16 protein-coding genes are annotated in these 14,847 nt (G+C 38.8%); 12 read left to right on the forward strand and 4 right to left on the reverse strand.

All coding sequences use genetic code 11. The features are described from left to right. Positions 1–360: 360 nt before the first annotated feature. Together KFB94_04520 and KFB94_04525 are read left to right on the forward strand one after the other, a co-directional pair. Positions 361–933 carry a hypothetical protein gene (locus KFB94_04520; protein QVL46360.1) on the forward strand — a complete coding sequence of 191 codons (573 nt, stop codon included), beginning with the start codon at positions 361–363 and terminating at the stop codon, positions 931–933. A gap of 242 nt (positions 934–1,175) precedes the next feature. After that, positions 1,176–1,907, forward strand: coding sequence for a hypothetical protein (locus KFB94_04525; protein QVL46361.1), 732 nt, complete (start codon positions 1,176–1,178; stop codon positions 1,905–1,907). Between the two features lie 370 nt (positions 1,908–2,277). Here KFB94_04525 and KFB94_04530 read toward each other — a convergent pair whose 3' ends face one another. After that, positions 2,278–2,904, reverse strand: coding sequence for a TetR/AcrR family transcriptional regulator (locus tag KFB94_04530; protein QVL46362.1), 627 nt, complete (start codon positions 2,902–2,904; stop codon positions 2,278–2,280). Between the two features lie 85 nt (positions 2,905–2,989). On the opposite strand from KFB94_04530, the gene KFB94_04535 reads away from it, so the two are divergent. The 4 genes from KFB94_04535 (at position 2,990) to KFB94_04550 (ending at position 6,333) form a co-directional block, all read left to right on the forward strand. Next, positions 2,990–3,430 (forward strand): DUF2141 domain-containing protein, encoded by a 441-nt coding sequence (locus KFB94_04535; GenBank protein QVL46363.1) that lies wholly within the window; start codon positions 2,990–2,992, stop codon positions 3,428–3,430. Next, positions 3,430–4,227: an SDR family NAD(P)-dependent oxidoreductase gene (locus KFB94_04540; protein ID QVL46364.1), complete on the forward strand. Its 798-nt coding sequence runs from the start codon at positions 3,430–3,432 to the stop codon at positions 4,225–4,227. Before KFB94_04535 ends, KFB94_04540 begins: the two co-directional genes overlap by 1 nt. Next, a complete protein-coding gene (locus KFB94_04545) occupies positions 4,220–5,497 on the forward strand; it encodes an SCP2 sterol-binding domain-containing protein (protein QVL46365.1) in 1,278 nt (425 codons plus the stop codon). Before KFB94_04540 ends, KFB94_04545 begins: the two co-directional genes overlap by 8 nt. A gap of 152 nt (positions 5,498–5,649) precedes the next feature. Further along, positions 5,650–6,333, forward strand: a complete 684-nt coding sequence (locus KFB94_04550; protein QVL46366.1) for an outer membrane beta-barrel protein — start codon at positions 5,650–5,652, stop codon at positions 6,331–6,333. A 289-nt stretch (positions 6,334–6,622) separates the two neighbouring features. Here the strand turns inward: KFB94_04550 and KFB94_04555 are convergent, their stop codons facing one another. Beyond that, positions 6,623–7,324: a sel1 repeat family protein gene (locus KFB94_04555; protein QVL46367.1), complete on the reverse strand. Its 702-nt coding sequence runs from the start codon at positions 7,322–7,324 to the stop codon at positions 6,623–6,625. A 168-nt stretch (positions 7,325–7,492) separates the two neighbouring features. Here KFB94_04555 and KFB94_04560 point away from each other — a divergent pair, with 168 nt between their 5' ends. The 6 genes from KFB94_04560 to KFB94_04585 all read left to right on the forward strand — a co-directional run bounded on the left by KFB94_04560 (position 7,493) and on the right by KFB94_04585 (position 13,216). Then, positions 7,493–7,870, forward strand: a complete 378-nt coding sequence (locus KFB94_04560; GenBank protein QVL46368.1) for a DUF4149 domain-containing protein — start codon at positions 7,493–7,495, stop codon at positions 7,868–7,870. A gap of 13 nt (positions 7,871–7,883) precedes the next feature. Beyond that, positions 7,884–8,576, forward strand: a complete 693-nt coding sequence (locus tag KFB94_04565; protein ID QVL46369.1) for a sel1 repeat family protein — start codon at positions 7,884–7,886, stop codon at positions 8,574–8,576. A gap of 575 nt (positions 8,577–9,151) precedes the next feature. Beyond that, a complete protein-coding gene (locus KFB94_04570; GenBank protein ID QVL46370.1) occupies positions 9,152–9,652 on the forward strand; it encodes a spore coat protein U domain-containing protein in 501 nt (166 codons plus the stop codon). Between the two features lies 1 nt (position 9,653). Next, positions 9,654–10,388: a molecular chaperone gene (locus tag KFB94_04575; GenBank protein QVL46371.1), complete on the forward strand. Its 735-nt coding sequence runs from the start codon at positions 9,654–9,656 to the stop codon at positions 10,386–10,388. A gap of 138 nt (positions 10,389–10,526) precedes the next feature. After that, on the forward strand, positions 10,527–12,761 hold the full coding sequence (locus KFB94_04580; protein ID QVL46372.1) for a fimbrial biogenesis outer membrane usher protein: 2,235 nt from the start codon (positions 10,527–10,529) through the stop codon (positions 12,759–12,761). Then, positions 12,758–13,216, forward strand: a complete 459-nt coding sequence (locus KFB94_04585; GenBank protein QVL46373.1) for a spore coat protein U domain-containing protein — start codon at positions 12,758–12,760, stop codon at positions 13,214–13,216. Before KFB94_04580 ends, KFB94_04585 begins: the two co-directional genes overlap by 4 nt. Positions 13,217–13,530: 314 nt before the next feature. Here the strand turns inward: KFB94_04585 and KFB94_04590 are convergent, their stop codons facing one another. Together KFB94_04590 and KFB94_04595 are read right to left on the reverse strand one after the other, a co-directional pair. Next, positions 13,531–14,271, reverse strand: coding sequence for an SDR family oxidoreductase (locus KFB94_04590; protein QVL46374.1), 741 nt, complete (start codon positions 14,269–14,271; stop codon positions 13,531–13,533). Between the two features lie 85 nt (positions 14,272–14,356). Continuing rightward, positions 14,357–14,830, reverse strand: a complete 474-nt coding sequence (locus tag KFB94_04595) for a DUF2244 domain-containing protein (protein QVL46375.1) — start codon at positions 14,828–14,830, stop codon at positions 14,357–14,359. Between the last annotated feature and the right edge of the window lie 17 nt (positions 14,831–14,847).

Consider the following 14,847-nt stretch of genomic DNA (forward strand, 5'->3'; position numbering starts at 1 on the left):
AAAAAATTAACCTATTGATTGTAATCAAAAAATAGTATTAATTTTAATTAAAATCCACGTGTCACTGGTTCAATTCCAGTTCAGGCCACCAATAAAATCAAGCCCACAGTGATGTGGGCTTTTTTGTTGTCTTCAGTTTATTGCGGCTCAGTCTCGGACTACTAAAACTAATCGTACAGACCCCCCATTTATTTTTTATTTGTTGCAAAGGTGTGTTTGAACTGAAGTGACGAAATTCTCAACGTTATACAAAATAAAAGTAGATGAAATTGAAGCATAATATTATTGGATTAATCGAATTAAACCGCTAAATAGAAATATTGATATATACTTTATTTTATTAATTAAAGGTTGATAACAATGAATAAGCGTTTTTCGTTAATAGTGATGGTTTTAGTAACAAACTTACTTTATGGATGTGCTACAGCTTCTATACCAGGTCACGAATTAGGGAGTGTTCAACCTGACCCTCAGCATAATGGATCAATCACATTATCTGGTTCAAGCAGTCGATATATTATTAAAAATAAAGACGGGAGCTACTGCGTTAGCCCAGCACCTGATGCCGCATTTACAGACTCCAGTGCAGGCGGACTAAATCTTACACTTGTGAATACAGGAGATAACAACGCATCTTCTGATTCAATCGAAAACGCACATCAAAGGTTAGGGCTAGGTGGTCGGAACCCTAACGTTCTGATAACCAGAGAAATTCTTTTTGAAACGTGTCTGTTAATTGGTCGGGCGGGACTTAATTCAGCTCAGATGCTCGAATTATACAAATCCAGTCTCGATGCCATCACGCAAATCAATAAACAGTCTCTTGATGGTAATGCTATAAAATCAGACAATCCAGATTCAAATGCTTTATCTTTGAGTAATTCAAACGGCTCATTAACCCAAAGTCCAGTTCAGAGTTCAAATAGTGAATAAATAAATAAGATAGATAATTTACTATCAATCTTTAATGGAAAAGAACACACAGTCATGCTCTTAATGATTTTGCGCTTCTTTAACAACCAGTATTTTACTTAATCAATATCACAGTTTGTCTTGACGCCACCAATATAGTTAGATTACATTTAGATTAAATGGCACGTGTACTAAATTTGTATTTTTGTTTTTAACATCTAGTTAACTTAAATTGTGCAATTTATATTTCACTGGAGTTTAAAATGTTAAGATTTTTTGTTTGTTTGTTTTATTTGTTTTTTTCATTTCAACCTTTTGCAGCAGAGTTAGTAAACTGGAGTAAAAATGTTGAACAAAATTTTGAAGTGAATGGTTGCGTGACTATTCCTGGGACACCTGGTGTAGCAAGGCAGTGTGCTCCATCAGAATCAGTACCTTATCCATGCCCAACATGGAATCATCCTACTAAAACTTGCCATCATACGATAGCAGGCCCCTGTACTCCAGCGATTCCTGGCAGTCCCGACGTTAAGCAATGTGGTGGTAAAAACCTAGGCACGTTTGGCGTAAAAGCTGATGGTGGTGTTTTTACTAGTGTCGATGGAATTTCTGATACAGAGATTTCAGTTCAAAATACTGTTTCAGTTGCTTTGTTTAGCAGACACGTTGTTATTCCAATGACTTGTACTGTTTCGGCTGGAACAAAATCAACTGTTTGCTTAAACATGCTCACAGGCACATTTGCTAAAAGCAATGCATCAGGTGCATCTTGTAAGATTGGCAGTGTAAATCTTGCGAGTATTAATTACCCTGGTGTAACAGCTAATCTTTGTACTGATTTTGATTTTAACATTTCTGGTGGAAAACCAGTTGGCTCCGTGGGTGTTAGAGTTGAGTCAAATGTTGAGTTTGGCTCAATTAATATTGTTGGACATGAGTTGTCACTAGGAAATAAGACGTGGGATCCGACACTTTTTCAAATGCCTCTACCATAATAGATCTGTCATAATTTAGGCTATAGATACATATGCTCAATGCTAGTTAATAATAATTCTTCGGAAACTATCTATCTAACACATGGGCTATGAATAGAAATAAAAGCTGCTACAGACAAGCAGCTTTGCTCTAATTAACGCTTTAGGACTGGTTTTTATTTAAAATAATTTTAAATAAACCGTTACTAATAAATAGCTCAATTACACAATCAAACATACACAGAAATAGCCCACAGTGATGTTGGCTTTTTTGTTATCTTCAGTTGATTGTGGTTAACTCTCAAGCTAAAAAAGTTAATCGTGTTTGACGCCATTTATTGTATTCAACAGGTTATATATGTTTTCTTAGCTAACTATGATTAATCGATGATTATGAATACGCTGCAATAAAAAAATCGATATTGTTTTTTATCAGATCCTGATCTTTTGATTTTGTTGGTTTATCAAAGCCCAGCATACATTTAATATGATCTAACCCTAAAAATAATGATAGGAATTGATCTGATGCAATATTAGGATCTTTAATTTTAAGCATCTTACATTTTGATAAATATTGAGCCACTTCAGCATGAATTTTCATTGGTGCATTTTTATAAAAATTATCACAAAGCTCAGTATGGGTTGTTGCACAAGAAAACATTGTTCTATGTGCGCCTAAAACTTCATCTCTTCTTATCAAACCCAAGAATTGATTGGCAATAATTGTCAGGCCAGCCGATGGGTTATTCTCATCTAAATCGGTACTATTAATTGAAAACTCCTCCCTCACTCTATCTAATACAGTCGCACCAAATAACGCTTCTTTTGAGTTGAAGTGACTGTAGATAGTCCTTTTTGTGACTCCTGATTCTTTTGAGATCGCATCAAGCGTTGTTCTTTCAAACCCATTTTCAGAGAACATACGTTTTGCAGTGGAAACGACCAGCTCTATCTTTACTGGATCAAATGGTCTACCACGTTTTTTTTCTTGAATAATTTTATTTTGATTCATGACCATTATTATACTTGACAGTATATTTATTATAATTAATATAACGCATAGTATACCAAATTAAATATGTATAAAACAAATGGGAGAGTGTATGCATTTAAATGCCATCTATCAATTATTAATCATACTAGTTTCATTGCTATCTTTAAACAATATAACGGCTAAGGCAGCGGAACTAACAGTTGAAGTTGAAAGTGATTCAACTGATGGAAATATTGGTTGTGCTCTATTTTCTAACCCTAATGGATTTCCTATGGATTCCGCAGGAGCAATTCAACAGTTTTCACAAAACACGCCAACAGGCACTACGTTTGTTTTTAGTAATTTGAAATCTGGGAAATACGCAGTTTCTGTTATGAATGACCAAAACGGCAACAAGCTTCTAGATAAAAACCTACTTGGTATCCCTAAAGAGGAATGGGGCGTTTCCAATAATATTAGGCCTACTCTAAGGGCACCTAAGTTTGAAGAGGCACTTTTTGAGGTAAATGAGAAAAGTGATTTAACCCTAAAAATAAGGATACAGAAATAATGAACAAATCTACTTTTTTAAAGAAGTATGGCGCTTGGGCAATTGTTACTGGGGCGACCGACGGATTAGGTAAGCAATTCGCAATGCAGCTTGCCGAGATTGGCTTAAACCTAGTGATAGTAGCCAGAAGGAAAAGCTTATTAGAAGACTTATCTAAAAAGCTACATTCAACATATAAAATTGAATGTATTTCAGTTGATTTAGATTTAAGTACTAACGATGCAGTGAATGCGCTATACGAAAAAACAAATCATTTAGATATTGGCTTAATTGTTGCCGCTGCAGGATTTGGAACCTCAACAAACTTAGTTGAAGCTGATATCAAGGTTGAAAAGCAACTGATTGATCTCAACTGTCGATCATTAATGGAAATTAGTCATATCTTTGGTAAGAAATTTTCCGATCAGAAAAAAGGTGGAATCATTCTAATAAGCTCTCTATTGGGATTCCATGGTGCATTTGGCACAGCAAATTACGCCGCCAGCAAAGCTTATGTGCAAGCTTTAGGTGAAGCACTCTATTTTGAATTGAGAAAACATAATGTAGATGTCATCACAGTAGCTTCCGGACCAATTAATACCGGGTTTGCTGCAGCAGCAGGCATGGAATTCAGTATGGCACTTAAGCCAGAGGATGTTGCTAAACAGTCGATTGCGTGTTTAGGTAGAAAAATCACTTTACTGCCTGGATTCCTAACAAAGTTTTTATATCTATCACTATGTATGTTGGTTTTCAGAAATCTAAAAGTAATGGTGATGGGAATGGTCATGAAAACCATGATAAAAAAACATGGCTGACCTTAAAACAATAGCAGCCACTGATTTAGCTAATCTTTTAAACGATCTCGGGGCGGATGACTATGGCTTTGTGAATATTGAAAATCCAGCTATACAGGTGGATCGTGAGTATATAGATGCATGTTTCCCAAAAACTAAAACACTGGTATCTATTGTTTGCCATATGAATAGAGAGCCAGTTAAATCCCTAAAAAGATCAGTCGCTAATTTAGAGTTTCATCATGTCGGCACTCAAGTTGATGAGATCGCAAGAAACCTAGTAAGTAAGCTAGAGCAGCAAGGCATTAAAGCAGTCAACCCAGCCATGGCCTTTCCTATGGAGCTAGAGGACTTTCCCGGTCGAGGCTGGGTGGTTTCTCATAAGCTTGTAGCCAAAGAAGCAGGGCTTGGTGAAATAGGAATCCACAGAAATTTAATTCACCCTAAATTTGGTAGTTTTATCTTATTGGGCACGGTCTTAATAGAGGCTGAAGTTGACCAGCTATCAACACCTATTGATTTCAATCCATGCTTTGATTGTAAATTATGTGTAGCAGCTTGTCCTTTAGGTGCAATAAAATCAGATGGTTACTTCGATTTTTCATCTTGTTATACGCACAACTACCAGCAATTTATGGGCGGCTTTGTGAACTGGGTTGAGGATATAGCTGACAGTAAATCAGCCAAAGATTATAGAGAAAAAGTGTCATACCCCGAGACGGTACTGAGATGGCAAAGCCTATCTTACAAACCCAATTACAACGCAGCATACTGTGTTGCAGTATGCCCTGCTGGAGAAAATGTCATTGGTGAATATTTAAATGACAAGAAACAGCATCTTAATGAAGTATTAAAGCCATTTCAAAATAAGACTGAGCAGATCTATGTGACAAAAGATTCTGATGCTGAAGCTCATGTATTAAAAAGGTTCCCCAATAAAAAGCCTCGTGTAGTCAGGTCAAATGGTCGAGTAACCAATATTAAGAATTTCATATTAGGCATGAAGTTAAGTTTCCAGAGAGGGCAATCGAAAGGCCTAAATGCAACTTATCATTTCAGCTTTACTGGACTAGAGGCGCAAAAAATAACCATTAAAATATACGGTGGGAAACTGGAAGTTTTTGAAGGTCATATCGACAAACCAAATCTCGAGGGTGAAGCAGATTCAATTGCTTGGGTTAAATTTCTGAATAAAGAAGTTTCACTATTTCGATGTCTAGCAACAAGAAAAATTAAATTGAAAGGCTCTATAAAATTACTCCCTGCCTTTGGAAAATGTTTCCCTGATTAGTATATAAGCGTCGCGTAACACATCGCTTATACTACTTGCTTTGCCCAGTTTGAGAATTAACCGGGCCAGTCCTCATCGATCTGCGCAAACCATGAGATAATGAACGTATTCAATAATAACTAGTCCTTAAGCCATTCGCGGCATTCAATATTTTGAAAGTTTCTATGAGTAAATTGTGTCACATTTTTTTTAGTGTTGCTTTGTTGGTGAGCTTTTCACAGGTGAATGCAGAAGAGGCAACAGGACTATTTGCAGGCCCATCTATCAGTTTAGGTGTCGGCTATCTCAATAACAATATTTATCAGCAAAACGTTCAGTCTGTCTCTGGAACCCCATCTTATGACCAGCCTGGAGCATCTAAACAAGATGTTTTTGGTCAATTATCAGCCGGCTATGGTTATGACTTAGGACAAAAATTTAATGTCTCTATTCATTTATTTTATAACTTTGGCAATGATGACGTTGACGATATCAAAGCAACTTTTTTTCAGGATACGGTTAAGCAGGGTATCAAAAATAGCGCGGGCATATATATCGCGCCCGGCTATTACATTCATTCTAAGGCTTTAATATTTTTAAAAGTGGGCTATGTGCATGCAGATCAAACGTATTTACGTAAGGCTCAAAATATTAATCTAGATAACTCAATAGAGGGCAATCTATGGGGTATCGGTGTAAAGTACCTCGTATCGGATAATATTTTTATTGGCGCCGATCTGACCAAGTATTGGTATGGTAAAAGCAAAGATAGCGCACGGCTTAGTTTTCTTGACGTCAATATCTCTTCAAAAGTAAAGCAGACTAGCGGACTGGTTTCTTTGGGATATCAGTTCTAAATTGTTATGCGTGAGCCGCTATAAAAAGCCACAATCAATGGGTTCAGACTGCTGACCCCATTGATTTTTTGCTATTAATATTGATGCTCGTTACGTTTGACATCGCCTTGGTGATGTTGCTAATGAGCTTCCTAGTTTGTTGGGCTAATGCAAGCAACCTTTAACCTATCTTATTAATCCTTCAATAATCTAACCATGCGTCAATTTCGATTGCTGCACGTTGTTAATATCCTATTACTGTTCATTCTACTTTTAATCATTACTTTTACAGGGCATTGTCTAACCAAATTCAGCAGGAAATAAAGTCTTGATTTTTGCAATTGTTTGCCATTTTAATGGCGGCTTCTTTTTGCTCAGGGCTCATTTGAGAGGCTGTGTAATTGAGTATTTTGGTGTGTTTATTGATAAAACGTTTGTCTTCATTTTGCGTGGCGAGCATTAGCCACATCGCCGCTTTGACAATATCTTGTTCTACTGCGATGCCTTGTAAATACAGGTGCGCCAAATAGCCCTGGGCCTCGCTGTTATTATTGCTTGCCGCAAGGCTTAGCCACTTTAAAGCTGCGTTTAGATCTTGCGTGATGACATCGCCACGGTAGTACAACATCCCTAAATTTAACTGAGATTTTATATGGCCTAATTCTGCGGCTTGCTGATAATATTGTACCGCATTGGCATAACTGATGCTTTGAATTTCACGATTAAACACTAGAGAGGCCAAGGTGTACTGCGCTTCTTTATAATTCAATTGTGCCGATTTTTTATACCAATTAACCGCTTCTTCCATGTTTTGCGTCACGCCATCGCCATCGTGATACATTAGGGCTAAATTGAAGCAGGCTTTTGCATCGCCGGCGTTGGCTAAATCTAAATAAATAGCGCGAGCCCCCGCAAAATCTTTTTGCTGCACCTTAAGTTTGGCCTCATCTAAGGTATTGGCTTGCGCCAAACCATGAACCAATAAAAATAAAAATAACCATCTTTTTTGCATTGCCACACCTCATCAAATTGATATTCATCATTATGACTATTGTTATCACTTAAGTTCAATCTAACCAGTGCATTTGAGGGCGTCAATCATTTAAATGCAACTTTCAATTGGGTTGATTGCCTGATGAAAAATTAATTATTTTTAATCGACAACCTGGAAAGTAAAACAATGTTAAGTATGTATTTAGTCGCTGGTATTTTAGGTGTTATGTTATTTTTTAGCGTGTGTGTTGCGCCTATCATTTTTAAAGTGTTGCCGCAGGAGTGGGCTAGCGTTTATGTGAGAAATTTTTTCCCTAAGTATTATCTTGTGCTTGGTGTTTTATGCGTTGTAGCGGGTGTATTTGCAGCGTCTTTTCAGCTAGCTGTGATTGCCTTTGTAAGCGCCCTATTATTTGCGCTATCACTTTGGGTATTGACCCCCGCTATCAATAAGGCAAGTGATGCCAATAACACAAAAGCTTTTAAAGTTTTACACGCTTTGAGTGTGTTGGTGAATATGCTTATTATGCTAGCGTTGGTTTACTGCTTTTTACTGAATAGCTAGGCAATACAACAAGATGAGATTGCTGAGCGTGCTTTTGATAGCTGTGATTTCTTTAACTGGATGTGCCGCTCAGACCTATGAAGACGGAATAAAGGCTTATGATGAAGGTCATTACGCCGATGCTATTAACATATTCACTACTTTTGCTAATAATGGACTTGCAGAAGCGCAATATAAAATTGGACTGATGTATCAATATGGTCGAGGCGTTGAGCAAGACTATGCAGAAGCGGTAAAGTGGATTGGCTTGGCGGCAGAACAAGGCAATATTGATGCCCAATTTAATCTTGGGTTTATGTATAAAAATGGTCAAGGTGTAGCGCAAGATAATGCACAAGCTTTTAGGTGGTACAAGCAAGCAGCCGAGCAAGGTGACGCTGTTGCGTCATCCAATATTGGCTTTATGTATGCAAATGGAATAGGCGTAACGCAAGATAAACGGCAAGCACTCACTTGGTATAAGCTAGCTGCTGAACAAGGGGATGCCTCAGCACCATCTAAAATTGCATTCATGTATGAACACGGTGACGGTGTTAAGCAAGATTTTATTTCAGCCTATATGTGGTTTAACATTGACGCTGCAAATGGCAACGCACATGCTGTTAAAGCAAGCGATGCTGTTGCAAAAAAATTAACCAAAGCACAAATGCGCATTGCACAAAAACGTGCAAAGGCATGTCAAACGAATAATTACAAAAACTGTTAAACCATCTGAGATAGCATGCTTTGACATCATTAGCGCAATGAGTCAAATGCATCATCATCAACAACCATCACTTGTGAGTTTTTATCTTTTGCATGGTGCATTAACCCAATCTACGCTAAAGGACTAACCGTCAATATTGCGTCAACATTGCGGCAGTAAAATCAAAATCTGAAGCGTTGCGATTAGCTGGCGCTCGCGTCATGTTACTCGCTGTAGATCATCAATTGGCAGATGCCGCCGGTTCAAGTCCTGTTCTACCCTCCTTCAATAAAGCTCTCCGTGATGTGCAAATCGTGGTTACTGACCATTTATTCAATTAAATACACCGCTACTTGCTTATAGGAGTACACTGTATGAATAGTACAACATCCTCTAATTTGACTTATCTTTTAATTTATATTCAATTATTTAAGTAAGTTCTCAGTATTTAGTATCAGACTCGTCCCATCCAATAACAGAAAACTGTATTCACTTTAATGGCAATCTATTTTTTTGATTGCCGCCATGATTTCTAGCAGCGATTAGCAGCGGTTAATCGCCTACGACTTAATAGATTTCAAACTTAGGTAATTAACATGAAAAATATAATATCAATACTCGCCACTAGTTGGTTCTTACTCGTTTGTACAAGTATAGAAGCTGAAACTGCAATAGGCACACTTAATGTCACAGCGACAGCATTAAGTACTTGTTCGATTGGTAGTGGAGGCACGCTTAATTTCGGCATCTACGATGCGAACAGCATGACGGATACGACAGCGGATACTGGCACGTCACTCCAGGTTACTTGCAACGGCGAGACAACTTGGACTATGTACTCCACTGAGTCAGAAGTCACTAAAATTATGCAACACACGACTATTGCAACTGCAACTGCCATGTATCAACTTCCCTATACACTGTATACCGATGCTGCCATGACAATTCCATTAGCCATCACAAATACGACTGGCACTATTACTGGCACAGGTACCGGCTCGCCTCAAACCGCAATCATCTACGGCAAGGTCATCAAGGGACATCATGTTTTTAGTGGCAACTATGCGCAAGTGATTAATCTAACCTTGGTCTATTAAAGTGTTAACCGAGCAGCTCAAACGCAATTTGATTGCAACCGCTTTGGGGTTAAGCTTGTTTGTATTAATGGTGCCAGTATCACATTCCGTTATTATCTCCCCTATTCAACTTAATCTTTCCGTCAAAAATCCTGTCGGCAGCTTTACCATAACGAATGATTCTGCCGCAACACTCACCTATCAATCGCTTGCACTATCTTGGGTACAAATTGATGGTCAGGATATTCAACAAGACACTAACGATCTGATAGTGACTCCGCCAATCGTTAGTATTGGCCCACAAAGTGCGCAAATTTTTAGAGTGGCTTTACTAAAACCGACGCCAAGCTTGGTGGAGCAGTCGTATCGCATCGTATTGGAAGATATATCTGTGGACGCCAGTAAAGTGGAGCAAACTGGACTTAGCTTTCGATTTAATCACAATCTACCTGTTTTCTATGCGCCATTGCGTGGTGTTGATTTAGTCGTTTGGTCAATATGTGAATCGCAAATACAAGGGCAAAGTTGTTTACAGATGGAAAATAGAGGTAACCAACATGCAAAAATTATCAGGTTTACTGCCGTATCTGCCACGGCCAAAGAATCCAGTAGCATCAGTAAAACACTGCTAGCGGGCAGTTCAAGTCAATGGATGTTCCCGACAATGATTGGTATTGAGAAAACTAACAGCATCGAGTTAATCACTCATCAAGGCCCTTTAACCTTCAGCATAAAAGAGCTGCCTAGATTTAAATAATCAGTGAACCCCAAGGCTATTTCAACGTTAGTTAAGGCTTTAATCGCTTCACTTTTTTTGCTAATAAGCGTAAAGCCGCAAATTATATACGCAGCAACTGACTACATTGACAAAAAAACGGTATTACCCAATAAAAATATGGACTCACCTGAGAGACTACTGTTAAGTATTGAAGTCAATCGCAGAATAATCAGTGGTCTGTTTTACGCAGAGCAAGTTGCCAATGGTAGACTCATTTTGGAGGAGAAAGCTTGGATTGCTGCAAACTTAAACTTTTCTGGGCCCAAGGCTACTATGGGTCATGGACGATTCGGTTATGACATTGTATCCTTAAAAGGAGCACGTTATGTGGTCGATAAACAGTTACAATCGCTTAAGATAGATGCGTTAGCCAATTCATTTGGTATTAACAATCTGAGCAAGCCTTTGATTCTTACGGACCCAATCAACAAATCAGCCTTAGGCGCATATCTCAATTACAACCTTACATCAACAAAGTCCACTGGCAACCAAGCCGCCAACAATCATGTGGCGTTTATTGAAGGTGTTGTTTTCAATCGGCATGGTTCTTTCATATCTGGCCTGGTGTTATCTTCTGTGAATGGCCAGTCTAGACGCATTCGCGGGCAAACTTACTTCCAAAAAGACAGGCCTTTAAGCATGGAAAAATTAATCATCGGTGATGCTATTAGCAGCGCTGGTGCATGGAGTCGGCCCGTCCGTTTCGGCGGGGTCCTTTGGTCAACAGACTTTAGCCTTCAACAAGGGTTTATCAGTGCAGCGCGTCCTTCAATTAAGGGCTCTGCAGCTTTACCATCGACTATTGATATATTAATTAACAACCAAAAAAGACAGTCTGATTCAGTTACTGCAGGCCCATTTGAGATCATTAATTTTCCTACAGTAACAGGTGCTGGACAAATCAATGTGGTTGTAAAAGATATTTTAGGTGTTGAAACCTTAACGATGCAACGCTATTACGCAACGCCGCGTTTACTGAAAGCGGGATTAAACGAATTCTCGTTCGAGGCTGGGATGGAAAGAAGAAATTATGGCTATGCGAGCAATACATACAACAAGCCTTTTGTTGCACAAACCTATCGTCATGGGCGTGATGGCTATACCATGGAAGTTCGTACCGAACTTCAGGTAGCCAGGCAAGCATTGGGGATTGGAGTTGCTGGCCTCATTCAACAATATGCAGTCATGCATTACGCACTAGCCGCATCCAATACAGACAAACAAGCGGGATTGCATCAGATATTCGGCATTGAACGTGTGTCTAAAAACTTGAATGTAAACTTCCAAATTGATCACTTTGACCAAGGTTTTTTACAGATGGGCGCTTTGGCTGGTGAAATAAAACCGCGTCAAAAGTTGCTTATGGGGCTGGGCGTCAATTTCTATAAAAACTTATGGATTAGTCACAATCTGATTAGTCAATCCAGCTGGAACTCTGATACATTTAAATTGGCATCGGCTAATTTATCAATACCCCTGATAGACAATATCAACCTGAACGTATATGTGCGTAAACAGTTTGGACAGAACAAAGATTTGACAGGCGGCTTAAATATCAACATACCGTTTAGTAACGCTAGAAATGCAGCAATATCCAGCATTCAAAATGCAGAGGGAGCAACATACAGTAACATTGAATTGAATCAGGGCATCGTGCACGGTACTGGTATTGGATACCGCATTCGTGCAAGTGACGATCCCGCACAACAGTTATTGGCAAGCCTTTCTGCTAGAACACCAGTTAATATAATGACGCTAGATGCAGGTCAATCTCAGTCAGATACATCCATCAGATTCAGTACTAGTGGAACACTGGGCATTCTTGGTGGACTATCATTTGCATCACAACATATTGGACATGGTAGTTTTGCGGTCGTTAAAGTCTCTGACGAAGCTAATGTCGATGTTTATCTCAGTAACCGCAAGGTTGCCCGTACAAACTCCAGCGGCTTAGCGCTAGTGCCCAATCTTTTACCCTACCAGCAAAATAAGGTTTCAATCCTTGCTGAAGATTTACCATTTGATTTAGATATTAATAAAACAACTCTTTTTCTTAATCCTTTTGCCCGTAGTGGGCTATTTGCAAGCATGGATGTTAAGAAAACCAATAATCGCCTCATCCGATTACTCAACACTGATGGTACGTTCATCCCCATGGGTACAAAGGTGCATGTAATGCCGAGTAATACGTATTTTTTTGTAGCTAAACGTGGAGAAGTTTATTTAACTGATCTGAATAACGAAAATAGCCTGGTGGTTTCCTCACAAGAGAAAACTTGCTACGCGGATTTAACTGCCCCAGTGGCCAGTACTGATAAACATGCCATCATCATAGTGACTTGTCGATCATGACAAATAAAATCACAATTGCATTCACTTTAAGTTTAATTTTTAATATACCCCTAAGTGTGGCTGAAGTAAGTTGCACGCTTGGCTCAACAGGGTTGTTTTTTGGATTGATAAACCCATTGTCTTCAGTAGAGATTACCGGCGTTGGTGCGCTCAATCTAAATTGCATGGGCGGTCCGGTTGCCTACACCATTACCCTGTCACAAGGAAATGGCACCATGGTACAACGCATGATGAAGAGCGGCTTAAACGGGCTAAAATACAATCTCTACACTTCCAATACGCATGTCACTATTTTAGGTGATGGCACCGCAGGCAGCCTTCCTATCACCGGCTTATCCTCTAGCGATAGCTTATCCGTCGCTTATGTTTTGTATGGCAAAGTGTCTAACGTTGGATTATCAAATACCGTAGCTGGCACGTATACTGATCACATTGCCGTGACAATTACTTACTAATCTAGATGGCAATCATTGGGTGAATCGTTCTGTTCCTTCACCTCCAATGCAATAGGCATATGAACATATAGGCTTTACATCACCAGATTGATCTCAACATTCGCAAAGTGCGCTAGTGTGGAGTCACCAGTGACTAATCATTGATATTGAAAGACACATTAACCATTTAGTAGACAAGAAAAAATGAAATTAACATGCAGCATTTTTAACGATAGGCAAAGGCTAGCAGATGCATTCCATCCATTCATCTTCAAAAAATATGCGCCATATCAGTTTTAAAATAGCAAAAGCGCATCACCGTAACAGACTTGCTTTTACTTCACAATCGGCCTAATCACCGAAAAGCCACCATCAATTGACCATACTTGACCTGTGACTCTCGATGCCGATTCTGACAACAGCCATGCCATTAAATCGGCAACCTCTTCTGGATGGCCAATGCCTTTTAACGGATATTGTTTTGCTGCCATTTCACGCATTAAATCATTGCTTAAAATTTTCTTAGCTGCTGGTGTGTTTAAAATCCCAGGAGCAACTGCATTAATTCTAATATTCGCACTTGCATAGGTGGCGGCTGCGCTTCTTACTAATGCATCCAGGCCTCCTTTTGCCGTGGCAATCGCTTCATGATTGGGCGTGCCAATTTGGGCAGCAGTTGAAGAAACCATGACTGCGGCTCCCGGCAGTGATTGATTTTTTAAATGATCGACGAATGTTGCAAGGGTGTAAAAAGCACTAAATAAGTTCACCTGCATACAAGCTAAAAAATCAGATTCCGTCATTCTGTGCAATGGGCCAAGATGAATATTACCTACACAATGCGCGAGCGCTGTTGGTGTTAAATTGTTTGCTTTGATTTCTTCAAAAATACTTTTAACGCCTTGCATGGTTGTGCAATCACCTGCTATGCCAATATGATCGTTACCATATATTGAGGCAAGCTGCTGCTGATCGCGACTGACTAAAATTAGTTGCCAATGATCAGCTATGAGCTTTTTACACAGCGACTGCCCTACGCCTCCAGTGGTACCTGTTATTAATGCAATTTTTTCCATATTCAACTCTATTCTACAAATGCAATTATTGACATTGACGTTCTTTTTTATCCATATTGGCTGGCTTATTAAGGGCAGGTCAAATCTAGGAAAGCCCTATATTTTTTATTATATTTTTTAGCTCTGCTCGCTCTTCATCCGTCACTATTTGTCCTATGAAAATCTTTTTATTTTTATGAAAAAAGTACAGTATTGAACGCCTTAATTTGGTTGGTGGCTCATATTTAAAACGCGTCCAGTCTTTGACTAAATCATATTCTTCGATGTTTTTTTTCATCACAAAGCGGACTTTAATATTGTAGGCACTGACGACAATCTCTTCATAAAACTTACTTTTAAGCGCGGTGATATATAGGGCGTAGCCTAGAAATATAAACTCAATGCCATAAAAAGGAATGACCAAGTATAAGTTGACGTAAGAAAGGGCAATCGTAATTAACAAAATAAAACATCCAAAAAATAAATAGATCTTTTTAATGATATGCCAAGGCATTGCAGGATTAGGCCTGATGACAATCGCTTCAATGTCTTTTTCTGTATTAAATTTTTGTTCAATCATGTTCGTATCATTTTATT

Source organism: Methylophilaceae bacterium, from assembly GCA_018398995.1.
Lineage (GTDB): Bacteria > Pseudomonadota > Gammaproteobacteria > Burkholderiales > Methylophilaceae.